The organism is Bacillus bingmayongensis (genome assembly GCF_000299035.1).
Lineage (GTDB): Bacteria > Bacillota > Bacilli > Bacillales > Bacillaceae_G > Bacillus_A > Bacillus_A bingmayongensis.
Genome location: NZ_AKCS01000005.1, coordinates 308,598 through 334,846, shown reverse-complemented (window position 1 = coordinate 334,846; position 26,249 = coordinate 308,598). Strand labels below are relative to the sequence as shown.

Below are 26,249 nucleotides of genomic sequence, written 5' to 3'. Positions count from 1 at the left end.
CCGCTTATTAAAGAGTGGTGTACTTTTCATATTTAACTATTCTTTTCGAAAGCTAATTTGATACCAAATCCAATTAAAACAATGCCAGTAATTCCTTGGATGTATCTTTGGGTAGCTGGTTTTTTCATGAAAAGACTAATTTTATCAATTAAGAAGATATAAAAAGCAAACCATATCGCGGTTAAAACGAGATAGGTAAGACCCATGATTAAAAACTGAACGAATGTATTATGGTCGGGATTTAAAAATTGCGGTAAAAAGGTTAAAAAGAACACAGCGATTTTTGGATTTAAAAGATTAGTAAGAAATCCTTGGCGAAAACAAGAGCTGTTTCCATCTGCATGTTTCATAGGTAGCTCATTCGTATCTAGGTTGTTTTTGTTCTTTAAAGAAAACAGTGCTTTTGTGCCTAAATAGACTAGATAAACGGCACCCACATATTTAAAAGTAGAAAATAAGAAAGCAGATTTAACAATAATAGCGGAAAGTCCAATTACAGCAGCTAAAGTATGAATTAAAAGAGCAATACATGTACCGAAAACCGTTTTCACGCCTCCCATTTTTCCTGAAGTAAGAGTGTTTTTCGTAGCCATTGCAGTATCAGGGCCGGGTAAAATGATAAGACAAATGGACATGATAATAAAAAGAAGATAGTTCTCCACAATCACTCCGCCTTTCTTTTGTTTATTTTTTTGAAAATTGAATTAAAAATAGTGTAACATACTTTAAGTTATGTGTTAAATAAAATTTCATTATGTTAAAATGTATTTAATAATAATTGCTCAAAGGGGTATGAAATGTGGAAAATATAAATATCGGAAAAAAGGTGGAGGAGCTTCGGAAACTAAGGAAATTAAGCATGCGAGAGTTAGCAAAATTAGCAGAAATAACACCTTCTATGTTAAGTCAAATTGAACGAGGATTAGCTAATCCTTCGATTCAAACATTGAAATTATTAGCGAAGGCCTTAGAAGTTCCAACCTTCAGTTTTTTAATGGAAGATACGAACACGAATGACTTAGTTGTAAGAGCGAATGAACGTAAAAAAATGATTGTAGGCAATTTATCATATGAATTATTATCACCAGATTTAACAGGTGCCTTAGCTGTATCTTTAATGACTTTACCACCTAATGCGATTTCCTCTGACAAACTTTTGGAACATAAGGGAGAGGAAATCGCTCATATTTTAGAAGAGAAAATTATTTTTCATTTACAACAAGAGGTATACACTTTACACCCGGGAGACAGTGTGAAAATTCCTTCTTACATGAAACATAAATGGGAGAATTCATTTGATCAGGATGCTGTTATTTTATTCGCTGTAACACCTCCATCTTTCTAATCATGGAGAAATGTACAGAAATGAAAAAAAGCTAGATGAAGCAGTAAAAAACTACTTTCATCTAGCTTTTTTATTGTGCATTAAGCAGATTGAAGAAGCGATTTACATCTTCATCTGAAACGTCACTTAATTGTTTGTATTTATACTTTGGATTTTGATCTTTGTCGACTACGACTGAACGTACTCCTTCAAAGAAATCCTCGTGTCTCATGAAATTTTTAGCGAGTACGAGATCTGTTGCAAAACACTCTTCTATCGATTTTCCCTTTCCATCAATAAATTGTTTTAATGTAATTTTTAATGAGAACGGAGATTTTGATAGCAATGTTTCTTTTGTTTTTAAAGCGAAAGAGCCTCTATCATTCTCTAATGAATGGATGATATCTTCGACTGTTTGGAATGAAAAGTGTTTTTCAATTTCTTCTTGTATGGAAGCAAGTTCACTTTCTACACTAGGCGTTGTTTCATATTTATTAATGAGCTCTTTTAAAGTGATATGTACATTTTGATTATGCCAAGTTACTTTTTCGATTGCATCAAGAAAAGTAGGTAAAGTTTCAGATGGCATATAATGATCAGCAGCATTTATATATAATATATCAGCAACTTTTAACACAGCAGCTGTTAACGCGACATAAAGACCAGTTTGTCCAGGTGCTTTATTTAAGAAGTAAGCAGCACCGACATCTGGGAAAAATCCAATGTTCATTTCAGGCATTGCCCATTTCGTACGCTCTGTAACAATTCTATGTTTAGCACCATTCGTAAGACCAACGCCACCGCCCATTACAATTCCATCTAAGCAAGCGATAATCGGTTTTGGATAATGATATATATAAGTATCTATTTCATACTCTTCTTCAAAGAATTGTTCAGCATGCTGTAATGCAACTTCATTTGAACGCGCTTCATATAATGTTTTAATATCGCCGCCAGCGCAAAATCCTTTTGTACCAGCACCTTTTAAGACGATAATAGCGATGCGATTATCTTTTTCCCATTCTTTGAGTTTTTGCCCAATCGGTTTTAACATATCATAAGATAAAGAGTTAAGTGCTTTTGGGCGGTTTAAAGTAATCGATGCAACACCGTTTTCACTAATGGAAAATAAAACATTTTCAGTCATTTCGAATCCTCCTCTTATATATCTTCTCGTTCTTATTTCTCGATACAATCTGAAATGTCCTTTATAATGTATTTAATAAGCAAGTATCGTGCCAATTTTAATGCCTTTCATTAAGAAGAAATATGGGTAACGAAAGTGTCTAACTGTCTAAACAAATGGACATTTAGACATAAAATTAGAGTTATTGTAGAAAATTGCATATTTTGGCGAGTTCTATTTGCAGGATTTCTACGTATGAAAAGGAATATTACAACAATTATGATTGATTATAGGTTAAAAACGGAGGATATACTATATATATGACTCTTACGCTTGGAACGAAATGATTGGGTGTAGATGAGAATCATATTTTGTTATATTCGCTGAATTGTCAAACTTTTAACGACACTTGAGTTTGTATATAATAAGGAATAGAGAAAGGGGAGATCGGAATGCCAGGGCCTTTGCTGTTATCGGTTATTATTTTGTCTTCTCTCATGGTAGGAATTACACAGTATTTTCATCATACAGATACGACAGAAGAAGTGAAAGATAAAGTACGTCTCGTATTTCCGGTTTTTATCATATCTATTTCACTCTGTTTTATGTTAAATAAAGACGGGTATATCGCGGCCTTATTCTCATTTTTTGTAGCGATTATTTTAATCACTGTATTGTACTATATAATGAAAGATTATTTACAAAAATAAAAGTGCCTGAAAGAGCATTTTTATTTTTATAATTATTAATAATTTCACATACCGTAATGTAATAAGGAAAATAAAAAAGAAAATAAATAAAAAAGTGTATTCTTCACTATGTATTCACTTGTCAATCTAGGATACCCAATATACTATTAAAGTGTAGAGAATAGAAAAAAGGGGTTGTATCCATATGAAATTTGAGATGCACACAAAGATTATTTCAAATGAAAAAGAAACGAGATTACATATAGAAGAAAATGTATTTCAATTAGTATTAGATGGTTATCACTTATTTGCTATGAATGAAATGTTACCTTTATATAAAACGGATCAAGAAAGAATCGGTAATGCAATCGTTCAAAAGTTAGGGTGGGAAGATGGAAAGACAACACTTAACTATCAACTTGTTTCATTACAATCAGTAAATTAAAAGAGAGAAAGGAAGGGAAAGATGAAGTTTTTTCATACAGCGGATTGGCATTTAGGAAAACTTGTTCACGGTGTGTATATGACAGAAGATCAACGGATTGTTTTAGAGCAGTTCGTTCAAGCTGTGGAAGAAGAAAAACCAGATGTCGTCATTATTGCAGGTGATTTATACGACCGAGCAATTCCTCCGACAGAAGCAGTAGACTTATTAAATGATGTATTACAAAAAATAGTGATTGATTTACAAACGCCGGTAATCGCGGTAGCAGGGAATCATGATAGTCCAGACCGTATTCATTTTGGCAGTAGTTTAATGAAGAAGCAAGGGTTACATATTGTGGGACAATTTCAATTTCCTTACGAGCCAGTTGTTTTACATGATGCGCATGGGGAAGTACATTTTCATTTAGTCCCATATGCTGATCCAAGTATTGTCAGACATGTGATGAAAAATGAAGATATTCGTTCTCATGATGATGCGATGCGTATTTTCATGAATGAACTTTCGGAGACGATAGATCAAGAAGCAAGACATGTATTCGTAGGACATGCATTTGTTACTACTTCAGGTGAAGCAGAAGAAAATACGAGTGATGCAGAACGTCCGCTTTCAATTGGTGGTGCTGAATACATAAATAGTCATTATTTTGACAAGTTTCATTACACGGCGCTTGGTCATTTACATCAAGCGCATTTTGTACGTAATGAAACAATTCGCTATTCAGGTTCACCACTTGCTTATTCTATTTCTGAAGAACGCCATAAAAAAGGATATTATATTGTTGAATTAGATGAAACGGGACAGACGACAATAGAGAAACGCTTATTTACACCTCGACGCCAAATGAGAACAGTAGAAGCAAAAATAGATGATTTATTAAAGCATCCGACAAGTGAAGACTATGTGTTTGTCAAATTATTAGATGAAAATCCTGTACTACAACCGATGGAGAAAATTCGTTCCGTATATCCAAATGCAATGCATGTTGAACGTTCTATGCAAAGACGAGAATTTACAGAAGCCAATGAAGTTACTGTTTCTAGACATAAAACGGATGACTTATCCCTTTTGAAAGCTTTTTATAAAGAAATGAAGGGCTCAGACTTATCAGAAGAGAAAGAACGTCTTTTCTTAGAAGTATTACAAACAGTGCAAGAACGGGAAGGTGAACGAGGATGAGACCACTTCAGCTTATTATGACAGCGTTTGGTCCATATAAACAGCAAGAGGTCATTGATTTCAGCGACCTTGGAGACCATCGTATTTTTGCGATTTCAGGAAATACGGGAGCTGGGAAGACGACGATATTTGATGCGATTTGTTATGTGTTATATGGAGAAGCGAGCGGGGAAGAACGTAGTGATACGAGTATGCTTCGCAGCCAATTTGCTGATGATAATGTATATACGAGCGTAGAATTAACCTTTCAATTGAAAGGGAAACAATATGAAATCAAAAGACAGCTTGGTCATAAAAAGCAAGGGAATAAAACAGTTACTGGGCATGCTGTTGAATTGTATGAAGTAGTAGATGATGAGAAGGTTCCATGTGTAGATCGTTTTCATGTGACGGATGTAAACAAAAAGGTCGAGGATTTAATCGGACTGAGCAAACATCAATTCAGCCAAATTGTCATGCTTCCGCAAGGAGAATTCCGAAAACTATTAACATCTGAAACAGAAAATAAAGAAGAAATTTTACGTCGTATTTTTAAAACGGATCGTTATAAATTAATGCGTGAATTGTTAGATCAAAAACGGAAGCAGTGGAAAGACGTCTTGCAAGAAAAACAAAAAGAAAGAGAACTGTATTTCCGTAACGTCTTTAAGTTACCAGTTCGAGATGGTTCGTTATTAGAGATATTGGTGCAGCAGGAACATGTAAATACGCATCAAGTAGTTGAAGCACTTGAACAAGAAACGAATTGTTATGAAGCAGAAGTTGAGCAATTGCAAGCGCAGCAAACATTACAAACGCAGCAATTAAAAGAAGTAGAAGTTCGTTTTCATGCAGCGAAATCTGTTAATGAAAAGTTTCAAGATTTACAGCAGAAACAAGAGCAACAAACAGCTTTACAAGAGAATCGTGCGCAAATAGAGTCGCAGGAACAGCGTTTTAAACACGCAGAACAGGCGAAGCGATTATTACCATTCGAACAATGGTATGAAGAAGCGGTGCAAAGTGAACAGAATGCGGAGCAATTACTGAAACAAATAGTTGCTAAGAAAGAAAAGACAACTGAAACCTTTGGACTTGCAGAAGAGAAGTATGAAGAATTAAAGGGCAAGGAGTCTGTTCGTGAAGAAGGTAAGAAAACTGTACAAAGATTAGAAGAGTTACAGCCAATTATTGCTTCATTAGCAGAGAAAAAATCAGAGTTACAAAAAGCCGAACTTCAGAATGTAAAACTGAAAGAGGGTATTCAAAAGTTTGAACATGAGTTAGAAGGAAAAATTGCTCAAAAACAACAAATAACTGGAGAACTGCAGCAATTAGAAGCAGCTCTTGAACAGTACGTAACAAAAGTAGAAGAACTAACAAATATGCGAGAAGATGCAAAAGTATTAAAGCAAGCATATGACGTTTGGCAAGAAAAACAAAAATATGAACAAGAAAAAGAAACAGCATATCAAAGGATGGAATTGGCAGTTAAATCATATGAAGATATGGAACGCCGTTGGCTAAACGAACAAGCTGGGGTGTTAGCTATTCATCTTCATGACGGAGAATCTTGCCCGGTATGCGGCAGCACAACTCATCCGAAGAAAGCAACGGAACGAGGAGATTCTATCGATGAAAAACAGCTTAATGAGCTGCGAGAAAATAAGAACGTTGCTGAAAAACTACACGTTCAATTAGAAGAAAAATGGAATTTCTATAGACTGCAATATGAGCAAGTAATAGAAGAAGTAGCAAACCGCGGATACCGTTCAGAAGAGTTAGTTGAAACATATCGCACATTGGTGCAAAAGGGTAAACAATTAGCAGCTGAGGTAAACACACTAAAAACAAGTGAAGAAAAGCGTAAGCAATTAGCGCTAAATCTAAAAGGATTCGAAGAACAATTAGAAGAGTTACAGAAGCAAAAGCGCGAAGCTGAAGTAGTGCAGCACCGTACTGAAATGGAGTGCATCCAACTTCGTACATCTTATGAACATGATCAGCAAAAAATTCCTGAAAGCTTACAAACGTTAGAAGCATGGAAACAGCAATTTGATCACGCTGTTAGCACACTCCGCTTCATGGAAGATGAGTGGAAGAAAGTCCAAGAGGCTTATCAACATTGGCAAAATGAAAATATACGTGTGCAAGCTGAGTATGATGGAGTTGTGAAACAAGTAAGTCATGCAAAAGAAAAGAAAGAAGAGACTTTACTTCGCTTTACGACAGAGCTTGAACAAGGTGGGTTTATCAATCAACAAGCTTATAAAGAAGCGAAATTAACTGATACAGAAATGAAACATCTGCACGAGCGAATTCAAAAATACTATTCATCCCTTGAAGTATTAGCGAAACAAATTGAAGAACTAGCAAATGAATTAGAGGGAAAAGAATGGACGGATATTACAGTTCTAGAAGAACAAATGAAAGAACTAGAAATTCAGCTTGATATTACAAAAGAAAAGCGTCAGCGTGCTCAAAGTGCAGTTGCATACATTTCTGATCTACATGAAAACATTAGACGAATTGATGAACAAATTCATGAAGAAGAAAAAGCGTTCCAAGAACTTGTTGATTTATATGAAGTTATGAAAGGGGATAACGAAAGTCGTATTTCCTTCGAACGGTACATTTTAATTGAGTATCTAGAACAAATTGTTCAAATTGCTAACGAAAGACTTCGAAAACTATCAAATGGACAATTCTATTTAAAACGAAGTGAACGAGTTGAAAAACGCAATCGTCAAAGTGGATTAGGATTAGATGTATATGATGCATACACAGGCCAAACGCGTGACGTAAAAACATTATCTGGTGGAGAAAAGTTCAATGCATCGCTTTGTTTAGCGCTCGGTATGGCAGATGTCATCCAAGCGTATGAAGGTGGCATTTCTATCGAAACGATGTTTATTGACGAAGGATTTGGTTCGCTAGACGAAGAGTCATTAACAAAAGCAGTTGATGCATTGATTGACTTGCAAAAATCAGGACGATTTATTGGTGTTATTTCACACGTGCAAGAGCTGAAGAACGCAATGCCGGCAGTACTTGAAGTAACGAAGCAGAAGGATGGGTGTAGTCAGACGCGGTTTGTGGTGAAGTAACGAATGATTTTCTATCTGATTTATCCATCGTTTCCAACGTTTTTTAGGGTCGAGTCACACTAGCGGTCACACTTTTCGAATACTTCGTCTAGTTTTTCTGCTACGGATCGTTGTAACTCCGGTACTGCATGAGCGTAGATATTTAGTGTTGTTTGTATTTGCGAATGACCTAATCGTTCAGATATTAGCTTAATGTTCACATTCTGTTGTATCAACATAGTAGCATGTGTATGCTTTAAATCGTGAAAACTTATTCGAGGCAATCCCCAGTTTTTCAGTTATATGATAAAATGATCGGGGAATACTACGTTGACCTAAAGGATTACCAAATTTTGAAGGAAGTACTAATCTAAGTCGGTGTATTTAGCACCGGCTTTTCCTTATTTAATAAATTGTTGATGCGTTTTTAGTTCTTCCAGCAAGACATTTGGAAGGTGAATTGTTCGTAAGCTAGTTTTATTCTTAGCTCCGTACTTTAACCTCTCTTTTCTGTCAGGGGTTTGTCTAATGTATATTAGATTGTTATCCATATCAATATCTTTCCAGTACAATCCTAATATCTTCAAATTCTTTAGTCATTAATAAATATATTGCCATACATAAAGGCCTCCGTATGTATTCTTTATCCATTTTGGGCACATCGCATGGTCTATCAGATCTCAAAGTGGCATTATGTGTTTCTCTATCCGTTGTTTTAAATATACCTTTTAGATTTTAGTTACTCCCCACATATTTAAGCAAATGAAATGTGATTTGGAAGATCAATATTTTTAAAATTTTTCATTCCACCATCATTTTCAATTTGTTTATAGATTTTAATAATACACTTATAGAACAATGAAATATGTTCTTTAGGTATGTCATCAAGTAAAACAAAACCTTCTTCGACAGTAAGCTTATCTTTTAAGAGTTTAAAATTAAATCTTTTATCCATTTTTGGGTATTCATTGCATATTTCAACACTAGGGCCAAAACTATAAATGGCATAATCACTATTATCTAGCTCTTTTGTTATTACAATCGCAGGATATCTTCCCATTCTAATACACTCCTTGATTAATCAAGTGCTTTATCTAACGGGATTTTAAAATGTTCATCAAGCGGACTCATAAGTTCTGTATCAGGACGTAGTCCCCTCTATACTTTTTCGCATGTAGCATTTGTGTTCATGGTTGTAATAATATTCGTCTATATCCATGTTATACAATGCCTCCTTATCGTCATTGCATGCTATGCACATTTTGACATTATGTGAAAGGAGGCGTATTTTTGTGTTTAAACTTATAATTATACGGATTTAAAGAAGGATAATACTTTTATAAGTATTCCTTCAATTTATTAACATCATTCTTAAACTCAATAATCTCATCTTTTAACTCTGTTCGATAAATCTTCATATATTTGTTATACAGTAACTCATTTAAACTTTAATAAAATCAATACTTATATTTTTTGCAGTAAGTAACAATGTATGGCTTTGCTATCGACGCTAAAGTTGATGTTAACGGATATTCGCAATATAAAGTACATAACTCGAAAGGGAAGCCATTCTACATTACGGCTAGTGGTTCTTGTGTAAGGTGGCTTAGTTAATGAAGAAAGCCTTTCAATTTTAGGTGGACGGCTTACCAGTTAATTTAAAGATTTTCTAAATAACTTTCTGCTATATCAATATCCTTTGTCATTTCTAACTCTGGAAATTTTTTATCTAATTTTCTTAAACAATTAATAAATTCTTTACTTTGCACATTTTCTGCTATATCTTCGAAAACTTCACTTATCCAATATAAATCTTCTTTACTACAATTCTCTAAATATCTTATAGTATTTGCCTCGTTTTCTGAGAGAACTTCTACTATTTCATTCCAACTTTTTTGTATTCCATAATAATCATTTAAATTTAATTTTTTTCTTTTATCTAATATAACTTCTATTTTTTCTATAATCATATTAATCCTCCAAACCTTATCTATGGTTGTTGCGTAGCATTAGGGAAAATAGTCCTAATCTCTCCATTTGTATTTATAACTTCACTCCTAACCCCATTATACTCTCCGAAAATAGATTCGTTTTAATTCTTCTTCCACATTTGCGCTGGCATTTATAGAAATAAATACTTTCGGCTTTGAATCATTGAACATTTGAGCGAATTGTTAGTTAGAAGCACCCATCCATTGATAGTACAGATGGTCAATTTGATTACATAAATTCTAACGTATGTCTTGTACGATATGCTCATTTTACGACCTTCTTCTAGCGTTACGGGTGTAACTTTAACCTGAACCATACTTTCTTTTAGAAAATAATCTACCTGATTAAAAATCCACACTTCCATTTCGGTTTTAGCCATTTTAAGTATCATATTAGGAGGATCGACAGTGACTTTGAAATATCATCAGCAATAGGAAGTAGTTCTACGGTCAAATAAGCAGACAAGAATCCAGGAATCTATGAAGGTGAGTAGTAGAGAGTGTTATTCGTAGGGTAAGTAGTAAACGTTAAAAAACGTAGAAAAAAGAATCCCTGTGGAGACAGAGATTCGAAAGGGATGGAGTATATGTGTCTTTTAAGAAGACGTATCGAGTAAAATGCTATCCCGATAATTAAATGATAACATGAATTTTCCGAAACCATTAGCGGTAATTGTATCCACTCTGGAAGTCGGAGGGTGACAAGCTAATAAAAATTTCATTTAGTTGAGAGAGTTTAGTTTGAAGTTCTAAGATTGTTGCATTTTCTTTATTTTTTTAGTTCCCAAAATACAACTAATAATTGCAATCAATGCACTTGAGGAAATGAAATTTACGGTCCAATAAATTCCTGTTCCAGTAACTAAGTCGATAATTACAAATTTTTTTATTGTCGAACTTTTAATTGTATAAAAAACAAATTGATTGTTCTTTTTACCCATCATTTTCACGTCCCTTATCTTTTTTGATAAAAGCATATGAAAAGATATGCTTGTTCTAGTTTTCTAATCCTATGAAAATGATAAGAAACCATAAAAAAAGAGCAGCTAGCAAAAGCTAACTGCTCGACTCCAAGGGGATTGGAGGTATTGTATCTGCAGTATTGACGGAATAAGGTGTGAATGTGAAAAGAGGACAAGCAAATTGCTTTCCTCTTTTCAACAGTTCAGTACATATAAAGGGGCATGCTATGAAACGTAATATTATTATTGCATGTATTTTTTTATAAGGATGGTGCATGATGAATGTATGACAAGAGAATTAATCAGTGTGATATTATTTGTTTTGGGGTAGTAGTATTTTTATATCCACCTGTTTCAAATTAAATTAACCATCGTATTTACGAAATAGAAATAACAAATTATAGAAAAAACTGTGAGAGAGTCAAAAGGAAAAGATATAAGTAAGAAGTTTAAAGCATTGGAGGCGTATAATGAATCATTAAAAGGATTAACATTTTCTTATAGAAGATTCATTCACAAGTATTGACAAGAAGAGTACCAATTTTGCGAATTACATAAAGAAAGATGATATATTAGGTACGGTTATCATTCCAAAAATTAAAGAAGAATTTCCTATCTATTTAGGTGCAACAGTGAGCACCTAAATAGATAGGTCAAATTAGTGGAACATCTTACCCGATTGGTGGACTGGATACACATACTGTACTTGCAGGCCGTTGTGGTTACCACGATGCCAAGATGTTTAGGCATCTCGATCAATTACAAAATGGGATAAATTTTTATATTCATATTTTAGGAACGCAATTAACTTATGAAGTAACAGGACGCGAAGTAATTAATCTCGAGCAAATTGAGAAACTAGTCATTGTAAAGGGGAAGGATCATACTACGCTGCTTAGTTGTGAACAATCTATTTTTTCCATAAATATCGTTTACTCATTTATGAAGAGAGTAGATGAGAAGATAAAAGTAAAATCATGTAGAGAGCATTATGAAATTAAAAAACCAAAAATTTTCTTAATTAGGGATTCAACTCAGCAAAATACAGATGTTTTGATCCCAATAAAAACCGCAAAATAGTGGATGGATATCCCTTAAGGGGATATAAACTAACTAAAACATTTAAATATCCTCATTTTAAATACAATGATTTTATTTGTAATTAAAAAACTTTAGTATTCGTTAGTAGTAAGAGTGTGTTTTTCGGAAATTCTTCGAACCAAACACACTTTTTTCATTCCTATCCTAAATATAACTATTTTGTTACAAAACATGAAACATGATAGCTATATGGCGGCAGCACCTATTCGTAAATATAACTTTCTCAACATTCAAAATATATAAAATATGGTAATATGAAAGTAAAATATATTCAGATAAAGAAGGGGGTTACGAGATGAATATTCAATTAAAAGAAAGTGAAAGAGTAACGCAATTGTTAAATAATTGGTATTCCGAAATCCGTAAAAGAAATATAGAAAAGTCTCGAGAATTAAAGAGTGAAATTGAAACATATATATATAATGTGGACAGGAATCAACATTTAGCATTACATTATGCTTTACTAAAGTTTAGATACCAATATTTAATAGGTCATTTAAGCATCGGCAAAGATAGCTTTGATAAAATTGAAGTTTTCGAGCAGCCAACTGATAAATTACTGTCCTATTACTATCACTTTTTTAAGGCAATGTATCTAACAGTAACTGGAGATTATAATTTAGCTAAAAACCAATATGATAAAGCCGGAGAGAAACTAAAACTAATTCCAGATGAATTAGAACATGCAGAATTCTACTATAAAGTCGCTACATTCTACTGTCATAACCAACAATATGTTTTAGCTTTACAGGAAGTATCTAAAGCAAAAGAGATATTTAATAAGCATAACGGTTATGAATTAAATATAGGATACTGCAATAACCTGTACGGACTAGTTTGTATTCATTTAAAAGAATATGAACTGGCTGAAGAACAGCTAGTATCAGCTTTAGATATATTTAAGAAGCATGGAGACGATCATGCATGTCTTTTCAGTCGTCATAATTTAGGATTCCTATACGGAAGTCAAAATTTATCAGAATTGGCACTTCGTCATATATCTGAAGTAACCACCGATTCTCCAAACAACTATAGAGCGCTTTTAATTGAAGCTTGTGAACTTGCAAAAACAGGTAATAAAAACAAGGCATTAGAGGTATTTGAAAAAGGACTTACAATTAGTAAGAATTTAAAAAATAAAGAATATCAACATCATTTCTATATCTTAAAAGGTATACACGAAAATCTCCCTGGAGAAGAATTAGAAAAACTAATAATACCAGGAAACGAATTTTTCATGAAGGAAAATTTACATGAATATATCCAAGAATATAATGAAAAATTAGCTATAAAATATTATGATGAAGATAACCATATAAAGGCATCTAAATACTTTTACCTAAGTTCAAAAGCTAATGGAATAACCAAAGAGAAGGTGGGATTGAAATGAAAAAAATAATATATTTGCTTGTAGGAATATCTACTGCATTCGTTTTAACCTTAGGGAATGCAACTGTACAAAAAGAAACACATTTGTCCATTGAAGAAGTTGTGCAATACTCTCATGGAAACACTGGTGGTTAATACGAAAACTTTCACTGCAATTAAACAAAAACACCTTGCATCTGTATAAGATCGTAAGGTGTTTTTGTTTATTTTGATATTCTTTGTTTATACATAGGGAAATTCAATATGGTACTGTATTTTTTTAAGCAGCGTAACGAATACAGGTAAAAATTGCAGGAGTAGATCGTTTTACTATGTTATTGGTAAATGGGAACAACCATTACTATATAAACAAGCTATTTCTATATTCTCTACATAATAAAACTTTTTTCATTTAAATTCCCCTTGTATTATTTGAACAATTCAATTCTAGCAAAATACAAAATAAAAGACTTATTTTTTCTGAAAAGTATGGCTGTTTATCTATTATTTTAATGTGGTTATTATTAAATAACTATGTTCAGAAATTTATTGAGAAAATATTTAGTGTGAAAAATGGATATTTTTATATTACGAAGGTTTTTGCGAGTTAAAACCCAATATATGGTTAACTATGTAGAGAGAATTTAAATTTCATTTATATTTTTTGAGTTACTGCTTTTATAGAAAAAGACTGTAAAAACAACTCTTTTTAACAATATTAATATATAAATATAATAAAAAACTTTATCTGAAAAATAAAAAAAGATTGACAAAATAATTGAGAAACATTATCATTTCGGTGTAGCGATCAAATTGAAAATCATTATCAATTATAGATGAAGTGCATTTTTAAATGCACTTGACTTATCAGTTTACTATGTGTATTATTTTTTTAAATTTTATGATTGATAATGATTATCTTTATCGTTGTTGTCATCTTGGTTTTATATATTTAGAACTTAAAAGAGTTCTTGTTAGGAAAGGATTTGAAAATATGAGCCTTAGGGAATTTGATGGCAAAGTTGTATTAGTTACTGGTGCAGCACAAGGAATTGGAGAAACAGTGGCAAAGTTGTTTGCTGAAAAAGGTGCTAAGGTGGCTGCAGTAGATAATAATATCACAGGCCTTCATACATTAGTCGATTGTCACGAGTCTCAAGACGTATTACTGAAAGCGTTCCCGTTAGATGTCAGTAACAGTGCTGAAGTAGAGCATATCGTTCATCAAATTGAAAATGAAATGGGACCAATTGATATTTTAGTAAATGTTGCTGGTACTCTACGAATGGGACCAATTGAATCTTTAAGTGATGAAGATTGGGATGCCACTTTTTCTGTAAATTCTACAGGGGTGTTTTATATGGCACGTGCAGTGAGTAGACGTATGATGCAAAGACAAGCTGGTGTAATCGTGACAGTTGGTTCAAATGCAGCGAATGTTCCAAGAATGGGGATGGCTGCATATGCGTCATCAAAAGCGGCAGTCACGATGTTTATGAAATGCTTAGGGTTGGAACTTGCAGCATACAATATTCGTTGTAATATAGTTTCACCTGGTTCAACTGAAACAGAGATGCAACGGCAGCTTTGGACAGATGGAAATGGACCCGAAAATATTATTGCAGGTTCACAAGATACATATAGATTAGGAATTCCATTACAAAAAATAGCAACACCTTCAGAGATTGCCGAAGCGGTACTATTTTTAGCTTCAGATAAAGCGAGTCATATTACTATGCATAATTTGTGTATCGATGGCGGCGCAACGTTAGGCGTTTAATATGAAATATAGGAGGGCTATAACATGATGAATCATACAACTGCTTTAAAGGAGTTAGCAACAAAATTACTAGATGACTATAAAGCTGGATCTTCATTCTTTTTTGCTTCACCGTACCGTACAATACTTGCTGAAGGAACGTTTGCTACGGTGAAACATAGTCAGGCAAAAAATTTTTCTGAGCTTGTTCATGCTGTATTAAATAACGCGAAGCAAGCTGGGCATCAAAATCCAATTGTTGTAGGAGCACTGCCTTTTGATCGTACAAAAGCTGTACAGCTCGTTGTACCTCATGAGAGCAGAGTTGCTGATCGCTTGCAATTTGATTCTACAGATCGAATCCAGCAATCACCTGTACTTACATATGAAATGAATCCTATTCCAGCACCTTCAGAATATATGCGTGGTGTAGAGCAAGGAGTAGCTAAAATTAAGGGCGGTGATCTAAAAAAAATCGTTCTATCAAGATCGTTGGATTTAAAATCTCCAGAAAAGGTTGACATTCAAAAGCTACTTCGTGATTTAGCAGCGCACAATAAACACGGGTATACGTTTGCGGTAGATTTACCGAAGAGTGAAGAAGTAGAAAAAAGTGATGCTCCATTAAAGCGTAGTCGTACACTCATAGGAGCGAGTCCAGAATTACTTGTTTCACGGAGTGGAATGCAAGTAATCTCTAATCCACTTGCAGGGTCTAGACCACGAAGCGAAGACCCTGTAGAAGATCAGAGACGGGCAGATGAATTGCTTTCTTCAGCTAAAGATTTACATGAACATGCGGTTGTTGTTGAAGCGGTAGCTGCGGCACTTCGCCCGTATTGTCGTACACTACATGTTCCGGAAAAACCATCATTAATAAATAGTGAAGCGATGTGGCATTTATCTACAGAAGTAAAAGGAGAATTACTTGATGCTTCGGTGTCTGCATTAGAATTAGCACTTGCGCTTCATCCGACACCAGCTGTTTGCGGAACGCCAATGGAAAAAGCTATGGAAGCGATTCAAGAAATTGAGCCGTTTGATCGAGACTTTTTCACTGGGATGCTTGGTTGGAGCGATCTAAACGGTGACGGTGAATGGATTGTTACGATTCGTTGTGCGGAAGTTGAAGAGAATTCACTTCGTTTATTCGCAGGAGCTGGTATTGTTGCGGAGTCAAAACCTGAAGATGAGCTAGCTGAAACATCAGCTAAGTTTCGCACAATGCTTCGGGCTATGGGATTGAATGATGAATCGCTGAAATAAATGTTGGGGGGGGTAAATGATGATAGCAGGATGCCGTGAGTGGCCAAAAGAGTTTGCAGATCGATATAGAGAGAAAGATTGTTGGCGTGGAGAAACGTTTGGAGCGATGTTAAGAGAACGTGCTGAAAAGCATGGTGACCGAATTGCAGTTACAAGTGGCGACAAGCATGTAAGTTATGCTGAGCTTGATACAAAAGTAGATCGTTTAGCTGCAGGGCTCAGCAAATTAGGGATAAAACAAGAAGACCGAGTTGTTCTTCAGCTGCCTAATAGTACGGAATTTTTGGAAGTATGTTTTGCCCTCTTTCGAATTGGGGCGCTTCCAGTCTTTGCATTGCCGTCCCATCGTAGTAGTGAAATAAATTATTTCTGTGAATTCGCTGAAGCGACTGCTTACATTATCGCAGATAAGCAGCTTGGATTTGATTATCGTAAGCTTGCTAGAGAAGTGAAAGAGAAGGTTCCGGCGCTGCGACATGTCATTGTTGTAGGAGAGGAAGAGGAATTTGTCGGAATACGTGATCTTTATATGAATCCAATCGAACAGCCGGAAGTTAAATCTAGTGATGTAGCATTCTTACAATTATCAGGCGGGACAACGGGGGTATCTAAATTAATTCCAAGAACGCATGATGATTATATTTATAGCTTACGAGTAAGTGCTGAGATTTGTAAATTGAATCAAGAGAGCGTGTATCTTGCTGCACTTCCAGTTGCACATAACTATCCACTTAGTTCACCAGGAATTCTAGGTACACTTTATGCCGGAGGAAGGGTAGTTCTAGCTTCCGGTGGGAGTCCTGATGAAGCATTTTCTCTTATCGAGAAAGAACGCGTCACAATAACGGCGCTTGTACCACCACTTGCGATGGTATGGCTTGATGCGAAAGCGTCACGCAATAATGATTTATCAAGCCTTGAAGTCATACAAGTAGGTGGCGCGAAATTTAGTGCTGAAGTTGCGAAACGTATACGCCCGACATTCGGTTGTACACTGCAACAAGTTTTTGGGATGGCAGAAGGACTAGTGAATTACACAAGACTTGATGACCCAGAAGAAATCATCATTCATACGCAAGGAAGACCAATGTCAGAGTTCGATGAAATTCGTGTAGTTGATGAAAATGATAATGATGTAGAGCCAGGACAAGTAGGGAGTTTATTAACTCGTGGGCCATATACAATCCGTGGATATTATAAAGCTGAAGAACATAACGCTAAATCATTTACTTCCGATGGTTTTTATCGTACGGGTGATCTTGTCAAAATAAATGAGCAAGGTTATTTAGTAGTTGAAGGACGCGATAAGGATCAGATTAATCGTGGTGGAGAGAAAGTTGCAGCTGAAGAAGTTGAAAATCACCTTTTAGCTCATTCAGCGGTACACGATGTAGCGATTGTATCGATGCCAGACGATTATTTAGGTGAGCGTACTTGTGCTTTCGTAATAGCTCGCGGGCAAGTTCCGGCTGTAGGGGATTTGAAAATGTTCTTAAGAGATCGGGGAATTGCAGCATACAAAATTCCGGATCGAATTGAATTTATTGAATCGTTTCCACAAACGGGTGTCGGAAAAGTAAGTAAGAAAGAATTACGAAAAGCAATTGCCGAAAAACTAAAAACTACTATCAATTCATAGAGTATAAATATTATTAATAATTCGGAAGGAAGTGATTAGATGGCTATTCCAGCTATCTCAGTATACCCAATGCCATTAGAGTCAGATTTACCAAATAATAAAGTAACGTGGAAACCAGATCCAAAACGAGCAGTGCTTCTTATTCATGACATGCAAGAGTACTTTCTTGATGCATATGATGCAGAGGAATCACCGAGAGTAGAACTGATTTCAAATATTCAATCGATCAGAAATACATGTAAGGAACTTGGTATTCCTGTAGTCTATACTGCGCAACCAGGTGGACAAACGCTAGAGCAAAGGGGATTATTACAAGATTTCTGGGGAGCAGGCATTCCTGAAGGGCCTCATAAGCAAAAAATTGTAGATGAGCTTACTCCTGATAAGAATGATATTTTCCTTACAAAATGGAGATACAGCGCTTTTAAGAAAACAAACCTTTTAGAGATTTTACATGAACAAGAGCGCGATCAGCTTATTATTTGCGGAGTGTATGCACATATCGGATGCCTTTTAACAGCATGTGAAGCATTTATGGATGGGATACAGCCATTCTTCATCGCTGATGCGGTTGCTGATTTTTCACAAGAACATCATAAACAAGCTTTGCAGTATGCATCTGATCGATGTGCAGTGACTACGACAACGAATTTATTATTAAACGATTTAAAGAATTCGAAGGAAGTGGATTCAATATTCACATTGCAGCTAGTACGCGAACAAGTGGCTGAATTGCTTCGTGAATCACTAGCAGATATTGGTGATGATGAAGATTTATTAAATAGAGGGCTCGACTCAGTTAGAATTATGAGTTTAGTAGAGAAATGGCGCCAAAAGGGTGTAGAAGTTACATTTGCAGATTTGGCTGAGCGTCCAACAATATATGACTGGTTTAATTTGTTGTCGTTTAGAGAAGAAAAGGTGCTGTCAAATACAGATAGATAAAGGGGTAAATACGAATGTCTAATTGTCAAAAGGTTCGTCATTCATTGTCAGGTGCGCAAACGGGTATGTGGTTTGCGCAGCAACTTGATCCAGAAAATCCAATTTATAATACAGGTGAATACATAGAAATACATGGTTCAGTTGATACGAAAATATTTGAATTAGCTGTACGTAAGGTTGTAATGGAAGCTGAATCTTTACATGTCCAATTTGAAGAAGATGAGAAAGGGCCATGGCAAGTTATCGATGCTTCTCCTGAATTTCATATGCATATTATCGACGTTAGTAAAGAAGAGAATCCTCAAAAAGCAGCTGAAGCGTGGATGAAAGTAGATTTATCTACGCCAGTTAATCTAAAAAAGGACAAGCTGTATACAGAGGCACTTTTTAAAGTTGATTCCAATCGTTTCTTCTGGTATCAGCGCATCCATCACATTGTGATGGATGGCTACGGCTTTTCGTTACTTGCAGAGCGAGTAGCAAAAGTATATACGGCATTCATGAATAATCAATCGTATGATGAGAGACCATTTGGCTCTTTGTATACCATTTTAGAGGAGGATGCTACTTATCGAGCGTCGGATCAATTTGAGCAAGATCGTAGCTTTTGGTTAGAACGATTCCAAGATCAACCAGAGGTAGTAAGTTTGGCGGAACGTGCTCCTCGAACATCAAAAGAATTTCTTCGCCAAACAGCGCACTTGTCTCGTTTACATACAGAGTCGTTGCAAAGGGTTGCGCATGGATGTAAAGCGAATTGGCCGGATCTTATCATCGCTGCAACTGCTATCTATATACATAAGTTAACAAGTGTGGAGGATGTAATCTTAGGTTTACCAATGATGGGACGCTTAGGATCAGTGTCAATTAATACTCCTGGTATGGTTATGAATGTCGTTCCACTTAGATTGTCTATAAGCTCAAATATGAGTTTTGCTGAGGTTGTAAAGCAGATTTCTAATGAAATTCGTGATATACGTCTTCATCATAAGTATCGTCATGAAGAATTACGTCGTGATCTTAAATTATTGGGAGAAAATCAAAGATTATTTGGTCCAATGATAAATGTTATGCCATTTGATTATGGTCTGAGTTTTGGTGGAAATCATGGAGTTAAACATAATCTTTCGGCAGGACCGGTGGATGATCTTTCAATAAATGTGTCAAACGAGTTTGGTGGAAACGGCTTAAGGATTAATTTTGACGCAAATCCTGAGGTGTATAACTTGGAAGAGCTAATAACTCATAAAAAGAGATTTGTGAATCTTCTGGAAAATATTTTAGATCTTCAGGTAAATTCATCGATTGGAAAACTAGAACTCTTACTTCATGAGGAAAGCAAGCAAGTTTTAGTAGAATGGAATCAAACTACGAAAGAAAGTTCATTCGTAAGTGTACCTACTCTCATTGAAAAACAAGTGAGTAAATCTCCTGATTCAATTGCTGTAGTATGTGATGGGACGGAACTTACTTATAAAGAATTAAATGAACAGGCAAATCAACTTGCTCATTTTCTGTTAGAAAGGGGAGTGCAACCTAAAGAATTTGTAGCATTGGCATTTCCAAGATCTGTAGAAATGGTTATCGGGATGTTAGCAGTTCTTAAGGCGGGAGCAGCGTATTTACCAATTGATCCAGAATATCCAGAGGATCGAATTACGTATATACTAAGCGATGCTCAGCCTGCTTGTATCCTAACACATTCTTCTGTTTTGGCTAATTTACCAAATGAGAATCATTTAACAAGGGTTGTACTTGATAATCAGGATACAAAAGAGAAGTTAAGAAGATACCCGAAAAATAACCTAGATTCATTTGATGGTGTAGTACCTTTAAATCCTGCATATACAATTTATACTTCGGGGTCAACAGGTAAGCCAAAAGGTGTAGTGGTACCAATGCAGAGCTTAAGTAACTTTTTATTGGCAATGCAAGATCAATTCTCAATGGATGCACATGATCGTTTATTAGCTGTTACAACCTTTGCGTTTGACATTTCCGCTTTAGAAATCTATTTACCACTAATTAGTGGAGCAAGTGTTCAAGTTGCACAAAAAGAAACGGTTCAAGATTCTTCAGCTTTAACAGAGATCATCCAAAAGAAAAATATTACAATTATGCAAGCTACACCAACACTTTGGCACGCGCTTGTAACAGATTATCCAGAAAGATTAATAGGACTTAAAGTTCTTGTTGGTGGTGAGGCGCTTCCATCGAATCTAGCGTCTCGGTTAAAAGAATTAAATTGTCATGTTACAAATCTTTATGGACCAACTGAGACAACAATTTGGTCAACTTTCATGGATATGAATGAAGAAGAGATCGGTATACCTTCTATTGGAAGACCGATTTGGAATACAGAGGTGTATGTGCTAGATGCAGGGTTACAACCAGTACCAACCGGAGTGGTGGGGGAATTATATATTGCTGGTACGGGGCTTGCTAATGGATATTTAGGAAGACCAGCATTAACAGCTGAACGATTTGTTGCTAATCCATTTGGGAAACCTGGTACACGAATGTACCGCACGGGTGACCTTGTTAAATGGCGTCAGGATGGTTCATTAGATTATATTAGTCGTGCAGATCATCAAATTAAGATTCGGGGATTCCGTATCGAGTTAGCTGAAGTAGAGGCTGTATTACATCAGCATCCTCATGTTGAGCAAGTCGTTGTAATTGTTCGAGAAGATCAACCTGGCGATAAACGTTTGGTTGCTTATATTGTACCTGATGCTGAAGGGAATCTTGACCTTGCAGAAATTCGAACATATGCAGCAGAGAGTTTACCAGGCTATATGATACCGTCAGCAATTATGATTATGACTGAATTGCCATTGACACCGAACGGCAAGATTAATCGGAAAGTGTTGCCAGCACCTGACTTTAATTTACTTGTCAGTGAACGTGTAGCTAGAAATCCACAAGAAGAAATTTTATGTGATTTGTTTGCGGAAGTGCTTAGCATAGCGCGGATTGGAATCGATGATAACTTCTTTGAAATAGGTGGACATTCTCTGTTAGCTACCCGTTTAATGGGACGTATTCGTGAAACATTAGGTGTGGAATTAGGCATTGCAAAATTATTTGAATCACCTACAGTCGCTGAACTCGCTAAACAATTAGATAGCACGCAGAGTGCAAGGCCGGCTATTCAGAAAGTAGAGCGTCCAAAAGAAGTTCCTCTTTCTTTTGCACAGCGTCGTTTATGGTTCTTGAACTGCTTAGAAGGACCAAGCCCAACATATAATATTCCTGTAGTTATTCGTATGTCTGGAGAATTAAATCGAGCAGCGTTACAATCTGCGTTCTACGATATTGTTAATCGACACGAAACGCTTCGAACCATTTTCCCGAATACGCTTGGTACGTCACACCAGCAAATTTTAGATACTGATGAGGTAAACACTAATCTAATCGTTACACCTACAACTGAATCGGAATTGTCTGAGGTACTTGCTGAAGCGGTGAGATATAGCTTCAACCTTGCAGAAGAGCCAGCTATTCGTATGGAGCTTTTTGAAATAAATCCGGATGAACATGTGTTGCTTGTATTGTTGCATCATATTGTAGGGGATGGATGGTCATTAAACCCATTGTCAAGAGATCTAGCGGCTGCGTATCAAGCACATTTTAAAGGTGAATCAGTTCAGTGGAAGTCACTGCCAGTACAGTATGCTGATTATGCCCTTTGGCAACAAGAACTATTAGGAAATGAGAGTTTGCAAGATAGTCTCATTTCACAACAAATTGAGTTTTGGAAAGAAGAGCTAAAGGGATTACCAGATCAACTGGAGTTACCTACAGATTATCAACGTCCTGTGGAAACAAGCTATCGGGGAGAAACGATAGATTTTCATGTGAATCCGGAGTTACATAAACGACTATTAGAGCTTGCTCGTAAAAATGGTGTTAGCTTGTTTATGGTGTTGCAATCCGGACTTGCTGCATTACTTACACGATTAGGAGCAGGAACGGATATTCCAATAGGTAGTCCCATTGCCGGACGTAGCGATGATGCGCTTGGAGATATTGTCGGATTGTTCGTAAACACACTCGTTTTACGGACAGATACATCGGGAGATCCTAGCTTTAGTGAACTGTTAAGCAGGGTACGTAAGGTTAACCTTTTAGCATATGAAAATCAAGATGTTCCGTTTGAACGACTTGTTGAAGTATTAAACCCTGTGCGTTCGAGAAATAGTCATCCACTATTCCAAATTATGTTAGCCTATCAAAATACACCAGAGGCAACACTTGATATACCGAATCTAGAAACGCATCTGGAGATTAAGAGTGTGGGTTCTTCAAAGTTTGATATAACGATAGAAATAAGTGAACGTAGTACGTCTGAAGGTCAGCCAAATGGGTTACATGGTTTACTTGAATTTAGTACAGATTTATTTAAGCGTGAGACAGCTGAAAAACTTGTCATTCGTTTCATTCGTTTATTAGAGGATGCAGTACAAGATCCAGAACAATCTATTGGACGTTTGGAAATTTTGGAAGAAGAAGAGCGTCAAACAATACTTGAAAAATGGAATGGTGGTTTTCAAATTGTACCAGAAATGACATTGCCGGAATTGTTTGAGAAACAAGTTCACATGACTCCAGATGCAATTGCTGTCGTATTTGAGGACACTACACTAAGTTATACAGAATTAAATAAGAGATCAAATAAGCTGGCACGTCTGTTAATTGAAAAGGGAGTAGGTCCAGAGCAAATGGTTGCTTTGGCGATGCCAAGATCTCTTGATATGGTTGTAAGTTTGTTAGCAGTTTTAAAAGCGGGGGCAGGATATTTACCGCTAGATCCTGATTATCCAACAGACCGAATTTCATTCATGCTAAGCGATGCTAAGCCTGTTTGTATGATTACGAACACAAAAGTGACAATAGAGAGTGAAGAAATCGAAGCGATTGTAGTAGATGATCCGAAAACAATGGACACATTAAACAAATATGGTGAAGAGAATATAGAAAATGTAGAACGAATACAGCCATTATCACCTTTACACATCGCTTATGTAATTTATACATCCGGTTCAACAGGTAGACCAAAAGGTGTAATGATTCCTCATCAAAATGTTGTAAGACTATTAGGAGCAACTGATCATTGGTTCCAATTTGATTCGGATGATATTTGGACAATGTTTCATTCTTACGCGTTTGATTTCTCAGTTTGGGAAATTTGGGGACCCTTACTGTATGGAGGGCGTCTCGTTATTGTACCGCATACTGTAAGCCGTTCGCCTAGAGAATTTTTAAATTTGCTTGTTCAGGAAAGAGTAACTGTTTTAAATCAGACACCATCAGCGTTTTACCAACTTATGCAGGCGGATCGCGAAAATGCCCAATTAGGACAGAAGCTTTCTTTACGGTATGTCGTTTTTGGCGGAGAAGCACTGGAATTAAGCCGTCTAGAAGATTGGTATAGTCGTCATCCAGAAAACGCGCCTAAGCTTATTAATATGTATGGTATTACAGAAACAACTGTACACGTAAGTTATATTGAGCTTGATCAAAATATTGTATCCTTGCGAGCAAACAGCTTAATTGGATGTAGTATACCAGATCTTAAAGTATACGTATTAGATAACTATTTACAACCTGTACCACCAGGAGTGGTAGGAGAAATGTATGTTGCAGGAGCAGGACTTGCCCGTGGATATTTAGGTCGTGCAGGATTAACTGCGGAACGATTTATAGCAGACCCATATGGGAAACCTGGTACTCGAATGTATCGTACAGGAGATTTGGCACGTTGGCGTCAAGATGGCACATTAGACTACATAGGTCGGGCAGATCACCAAATTAAGATTCGAGGTTTCCGAATTGAACTTGGTGAAATTGAAGCGGTTATTATGCAGCATTCTCATGTTGAACAAGTTGCTGTCGTTGTACGTGAAGATCAGCCGGGTGATAAGCGCTTAGTGGCCTATATTGTTCCGTCAGAACATGTAAACATTGATACAGCTGAAATGCGCCAATATGTAGGACTTAGTCTACCTGATTATATGGTACCATATGCTTTCGTTATGATAAGTGAATTGCCTCTAACTCCAAATGGTAAGTTAGATCGTAAAGCATTACCAGTACCAGAATTTACTGTATCTACGATAAGCCGAGGACCAAGAACACCAAAAGAGGAAATTTTATGTGATTTATTTACAGAAGTTTTGAATGTACCTCGAATTGGTATTGATGATGGTTTCTTTGATCTTGGCGGTCATTCCTTACTTGCTGTGCAGTTAATGAGCCGTATCAGGGAAGCACTAGGGGTAGAGCTAAGTATTGGCAGCTTATTTGCAGCACCGACAGTTGCTGGGCTTGCCGAAAGACTTGAGATGGGGACGAGCCAAAGTGCACTGGAGGTAATTCTGCCATTAAGGACAAGTGGAGAACAATTACCTATGTTTTGTGTACATCCAGCAGGTGGACTCAGCTGGTGCTATGCGGGATTAATGAAGTCTTTAGGAACTGATTATCCAATTTATGGTGTGCAGGCGCGCGGTATTGCAAAAAGTGAAGAATTTCCCAAATCATTAGACGAAATGGCTGCTGACTATCTTGAGCACATTCGTGAAATACAGCCGCATGGGCCGTACAGATTGTTAGGTTGGTCTCTCGGAGGAAATGTTGTTCATGCAATGGCAACACATTTGCAAAATCAAGGAGAAGAAGTTGAATTACTTGTCATGCTGGATTCTTATCCTGGTCACTTTTTACCAAATACAGAATCGCCTACTGAGGAAGAAGCGCTTATTGCGCTACTTGCATTAGGAGGATATGATCCAGATAATATGGACGGGAAACCACTTGATATGGCAAATGCTATTGAAATACTTCGCAGGGATGGTAGTGCATTAGCGAGCCTAGAAGAGGAAACAATTTTGAACTTGAAAGAAACATACGTAAATTCTGTTGGTCTTTTAGGAAAGTATGTTCCAAAACAATTCCATGGCAATCTTGTATTCTTTAGATCAACAATCATACCAGAATGGTTTGATCCGATTTCTCCAGATACATGGCTTAGCTATATAGATGGGGAAATTGAACAATATGATATTGATTGCCGCCATAAAGATTTATGTCAGCCAGGACCACTTACAGAAATTGGACAAGTATTAGCGAATAGATTGCAAGGGATGAAAGGGGTAAGTAAAGTATGACGAATCCATTTGAAAACGATAACTTTATGTATAAAGTGTTAGTAAATAAGGAAGGTCAGCACTCTGTCTGGCCAGCCTTTCTCGATGTACCAGCCGGCTGGAATGTTGTTTATGAACAAGATAGTAGACAGGCTTGTCTTGCGTATATCGAATTACATTGGAGTGATATGCAGCCAAAGAGTCTTCACTCACTTGAATGCGTTTCAGTAGGGGAGTAG

20 protein-coding genes and 1 pseudogene are annotated in these 26,249 nt (G+C 36.1%); 15 read left to right on the top strand and 6 right to left on the bottom strand.

Annotated features, from left to right (window positions below; all coding sequences use genetic code 11):
- Window positions 1-32 precede the first annotated feature (32 nt).
- A complete protein-coding gene (locus Y7E_RS0101815; RefSeq protein WP_026049052.1) occupies window positions 33-665 on the bottom strand; it encodes a LysE family translocator in 633 nt (210 codons plus the stop codon).
- A 134-nt stretch (window positions 666-799) separates the two neighbouring features.
- Between Y7E_RS0101815 and Y7E_RS0101810 the strand changes: the two genes are divergently transcribed.
- Window positions 800-1,345, top strand: a complete 546-nt coding sequence (locus Y7E_RS0101810) for a helix-turn-helix domain-containing protein (protein WP_017149608.1) — start codon at window positions 800-802, stop codon at window positions 1,343-1,345.
- 70 nt (window positions 1,346-1,415) lie between these two features.
- On the opposite strand, the gene Y7E_RS0101805 is transcribed toward Y7E_RS0101810, so the two are convergent.
- Window positions 1,416-2,471, bottom strand: coding sequence for an enoyl-CoA hydratase/isomerase family protein (locus tag Y7E_RS0101805; protein WP_017149607.1), 1,056 nt, complete (start codon window positions 2,469-2,471; stop codon window positions 1,416-1,418).
- A 431-nt stretch (window positions 2,472-2,902) separates the two neighbouring features.
- Here Y7E_RS0101805 and Y7E_RS0101800 point away from each other — a divergent pair, with 431 nt between their 5' ends.
- From Y7E_RS0101800 to Y7E_RS0101785, 4 genes are all read left to right on the top strand, one after another.
- On the top strand, window positions 2,903-3,160 hold the full coding sequence (locus Y7E_RS0101800; protein WP_017149606.1) for a hypothetical protein: 258 nt from the start codon (window positions 2,903-2,905) through the stop codon (window positions 3,158-3,160).
- A 184-nt stretch (window positions 3,161-3,344) separates the two neighbouring features.
- Window positions 3,345-3,584 (top strand): DUF2584 family protein, encoded by a 240-nt coding sequence (locus Y7E_RS0101795; protein ID WP_017149605.1) that lies wholly within the window; start codon window positions 3,345-3,347, stop codon window positions 3,582-3,584.
- A gap of 21 nt (window positions 3,585-3,605) precedes the next feature.
- On the top strand, window positions 3,606-4,763 hold the full coding sequence (locus Y7E_RS0101790; RefSeq protein WP_017149604.1) for an exonuclease SbcCD subunit D: 1,158 nt from the start codon (window positions 3,606-3,608) through the stop codon (window positions 4,761-4,763).
- Entirely contained in the window at window positions 4,760-7,849 is a 3,090-nt protein-coding gene (locus tag Y7E_RS0101785) for an AAA family ATPase (RefSeq protein ID WP_017149603.1), read from the top strand. The genes Y7E_RS0101790 and Y7E_RS0101785 overlap by 4 nt, the downstream gene beginning before the upstream one ends.
- Window positions 7,850-7,908: 59 nt before the next feature.
- On the opposite strand, the gene Y7E_RS34080 is transcribed toward Y7E_RS0101785, so the two are convergent.
- Window positions 7,909-8,112: a tyrosine-type recombinase/integrase gene (locus tag Y7E_RS34080; protein WP_260632323.1), complete on the bottom strand. Its 204-nt coding sequence runs from the start codon at window positions 8,110-8,112 to the stop codon at window positions 7,909-7,911.
- Window positions 8,113-8,582: 470 nt separating this feature from the next.
- Window positions 8,583-8,888 (bottom strand): hypothetical protein, encoded by a 306-nt coding sequence (locus Y7E_RS0101780; RefSeq protein WP_017149602.1) that lies wholly within the window; start codon window positions 8,886-8,888, stop codon window positions 8,583-8,585.
- Between the two features lie 434 nt (window positions 8,889-9,322).
- Between Y7E_RS0101780 and Y7E_RS34075 the strand changes: the two are divergent.
- Window positions 9,323-9,442: pseudogene (locus Y7E_RS34075) on the top strand (N-acetylmuramoyl-L-alanine amidase); the annotation flags it as partial.
- A 44-nt stretch (window positions 9,443-9,486) separates the two neighbouring features.
- On the opposite strand, the gene Y7E_RS0101775 reads toward Y7E_RS34075, so the two are convergent.
- Together Y7E_RS0101775 and Y7E_RS34065 are read right to left on the bottom strand one after the other, a co-directional pair.
- A complete protein-coding gene (locus Y7E_RS0101775) occupies window positions 9,487-9,798 on the bottom strand; it encodes a hypothetical protein (protein ID WP_017149601.1) in 312 nt (103 codons plus the stop codon).
- Between the two features lie 770 nt (window positions 9,799-10,568).
- A complete protein-coding gene (locus Y7E_RS34065) occupies window positions 10,569-10,760 on the bottom strand; it encodes a hypothetical protein (RefSeq protein ID WP_026049051.1) in 192 nt (63 codons plus the stop codon).
- A 669-nt stretch (window positions 10,761-11,429) separates the two neighbouring features.
- On the opposite strand from Y7E_RS34065, the gene Y7E_RS34060 reads away from it, so the two are divergent.
- From Y7E_RS34060 to Y7E_RS0101725, 9 genes are all read left to right on the top strand, one after another.
- A complete protein-coding gene (locus tag Y7E_RS34060; protein ID WP_337460016.1) occupies window positions 11,430-11,861 on the top strand; it encodes a sortase in 432 nt (143 codons plus the stop codon).
- Window positions 11,862-12,177: 316 nt separating this feature from the next.
- The gene (locus tag Y7E_RS0101760) at window positions 12,178-13,272 is read left to right on the top strand and encodes a response regulator aspartate phosphatase (RefSeq protein WP_017149599.1); all 1,095 of its coding nucleotides are present in this window, start codon (window positions 12,178-12,180) and stop codon (window positions 13,270-13,272) included.
- Complete coding sequence (locus tag Y7E_RS33495; RefSeq protein WP_017149598.1) at window positions 13,269-13,406, top strand: hypothetical protein; 138 nt, start codon at window positions 13,269-13,271, stop codon at window positions 13,404-13,406. The genes Y7E_RS0101760 and Y7E_RS33495 overlap by 4 nt, the downstream gene beginning before the upstream one ends.
- Before the next feature lie 838 nt (window positions 13,407-14,244).
- Complete coding sequence (locus Y7E_RS0101750; protein WP_017149597.1) at window positions 14,245-15,030, top strand: 2,3-dihydro-2,3-dihydroxybenzoate dehydrogenase; 786 nt, start codon at window positions 14,245-14,247, stop codon at window positions 15,028-15,030.
- A gap of 27 nt (window positions 15,031-15,057) precedes the next feature.
- A complete protein-coding gene (dhbC, locus tag Y7E_RS0101745; RefSeq protein WP_026049049.1) occupies window positions 15,058-16,275 on the top strand; it encodes an isochorismate synthase DhbC in 1,218 nt (405 codons plus the stop codon).
- A 19-nt stretch (window positions 16,276-16,294) separates the two neighbouring features.
- Window positions 16,295-17,914: a (2,3-dihydroxybenzoyl)adenylate synthase gene (locus Y7E_RS0101740; RefSeq protein ID WP_017149595.1), complete on the top strand. Its 1,620-nt coding sequence runs from the start codon at window positions 16,295-16,297 to the stop codon at window positions 17,912-17,914.
- A 39-nt stretch (window positions 17,915-17,953) separates the two neighbouring features.
- The gene (locus Y7E_RS0101735; RefSeq protein ID WP_017149594.1) at window positions 17,954-18,859 is read left to right on the top strand and encodes an isochorismatase; all 906 of its coding nucleotides are present in this window, start codon (window positions 17,954-17,956) and stop codon (window positions 18,857-18,859) included.
- 14 nt (window positions 18,860-18,873) lie between these two features.
- Complete coding sequence (locus Y7E_RS0101730; RefSeq protein ID WP_017149593.1) at window positions 18,874-26,031, top strand: amino acid adenylation domain-containing protein; 7,158 nt, start codon at window positions 18,874-18,876, stop codon at window positions 26,029-26,031.
- Window positions 26,028-26,249: an MbtH family protein gene (locus Y7E_RS0101725; protein WP_017149592.1), complete on the top strand. Its 222-nt coding sequence runs from the start codon at window positions 26,028-26,030 to the stop codon at window positions 26,247-26,249. Before Y7E_RS0101730 ends, Y7E_RS0101725 begins: the two co-directional genes overlap by 4 nt.

Excerpts from the sequence above, each read along its gene's own strand:
- Y7E_RS0101805 (WP_017149607.1), bottom strand. The coding sequence starts at position 2,471 with ATGACTGAAAATGTTTTATTTTCCATTAGTGAAAACGGTGTTGCATCG.
- Y7E_RS0101800 (WP_017149606.1), top strand. The coding sequence starts at position 2,903 with ATGCCAGGGCCTTTGCTGTTATCGGTTATTATTTTGTCTTCTCTCATG.
- Y7E_RS0101795 (WP_017149605.1), top strand. The coding sequence starts at position 3,345 with ATGAAATTTGAGATGCACACAAAGATTATTTCAAATGAAAAAGAAACG.
- Y7E_RS0101790 (WP_017149604.1), top strand. The coding sequence starts at position 3,606 with ATGAAGTTTTTTCATACAGCGGATTGGCATTTAGGAAAACTTGTTCAC.
- Y7E_RS0101785 (WP_017149603.1), top strand. The coding sequence starts at position 4,760 with ATGAGACCACTTCAGCTTATTATGACAGCGTTTGGTCCATATAAACAG.
- Y7E_RS0101780 (WP_017149602.1), bottom strand. The coding sequence starts at position 8,888 with ATGGGAAGATATCCTGCGATTGTAATAACAAAAGAGCTAGATAATAGT.
- Y7E_RS0101775 (WP_017149601.1), bottom strand. The coding sequence starts at position 9,798 with ATGATTATAGAAAAAATAGAAGTTATATTAGATAAAAGAAAAAAATTA.
- Y7E_RS34065 (WP_026049051.1), bottom strand. The coding sequence starts at position 10,760 with ATGGGTAAAAAGAACAATCAATTTGTTTTTTATACAATTAAAAGTTCG.
- Y7E_RS0101760 (WP_017149599.1), top strand. The coding sequence starts at position 12,178 with ATGAATATTCAATTAAAAGAAAGTGAAAGAGTAACGCAATTGTTAAAT.
- Y7E_RS33495 (WP_017149598.1), top strand. The coding sequence starts at position 13,269 with ATGAAAAAAATAATATATTTGCTTGTAGGAATATCTACTGCATTCGTT.
- Y7E_RS0101750 (WP_017149597.1), top strand. The coding sequence starts at position 14,245 with ATGAGCCTTAGGGAATTTGATGGCAAAGTTGTATTAGTTACTGGTGCA.
- dhbC (WP_026049049.1), top strand. The coding sequence starts at position 15,058 with ATGAATCATACAACTGCTTTAAAGGAGTTAGCAACAAAATTACTAGAT.
- Y7E_RS0101740 (WP_017149595.1), top strand. The coding sequence starts at position 16,295 with ATGATAGCAGGATGCCGTGAGTGGCCAAAAGAGTTTGCAGATCGATAT.
- Y7E_RS0101735 (WP_017149594.1), top strand. The coding sequence starts at position 17,954 with ATGGCTATTCCAGCTATCTCAGTATACCCAATGCCATTAGAGTCAGAT.
- Y7E_RS0101730 (WP_017149593.1), top strand. The coding sequence starts at position 18,874 with ATGTCTAATTGTCAAAAGGTTCGTCATTCATTGTCAGGTGCGCAAACG.
- Y7E_RS0101725 (WP_017149592.1), top strand. The coding sequence starts at position 26,028 with ATGACGAATCCATTTGAAAACGATAACTTTATGTATAAAGTGTTAGTA.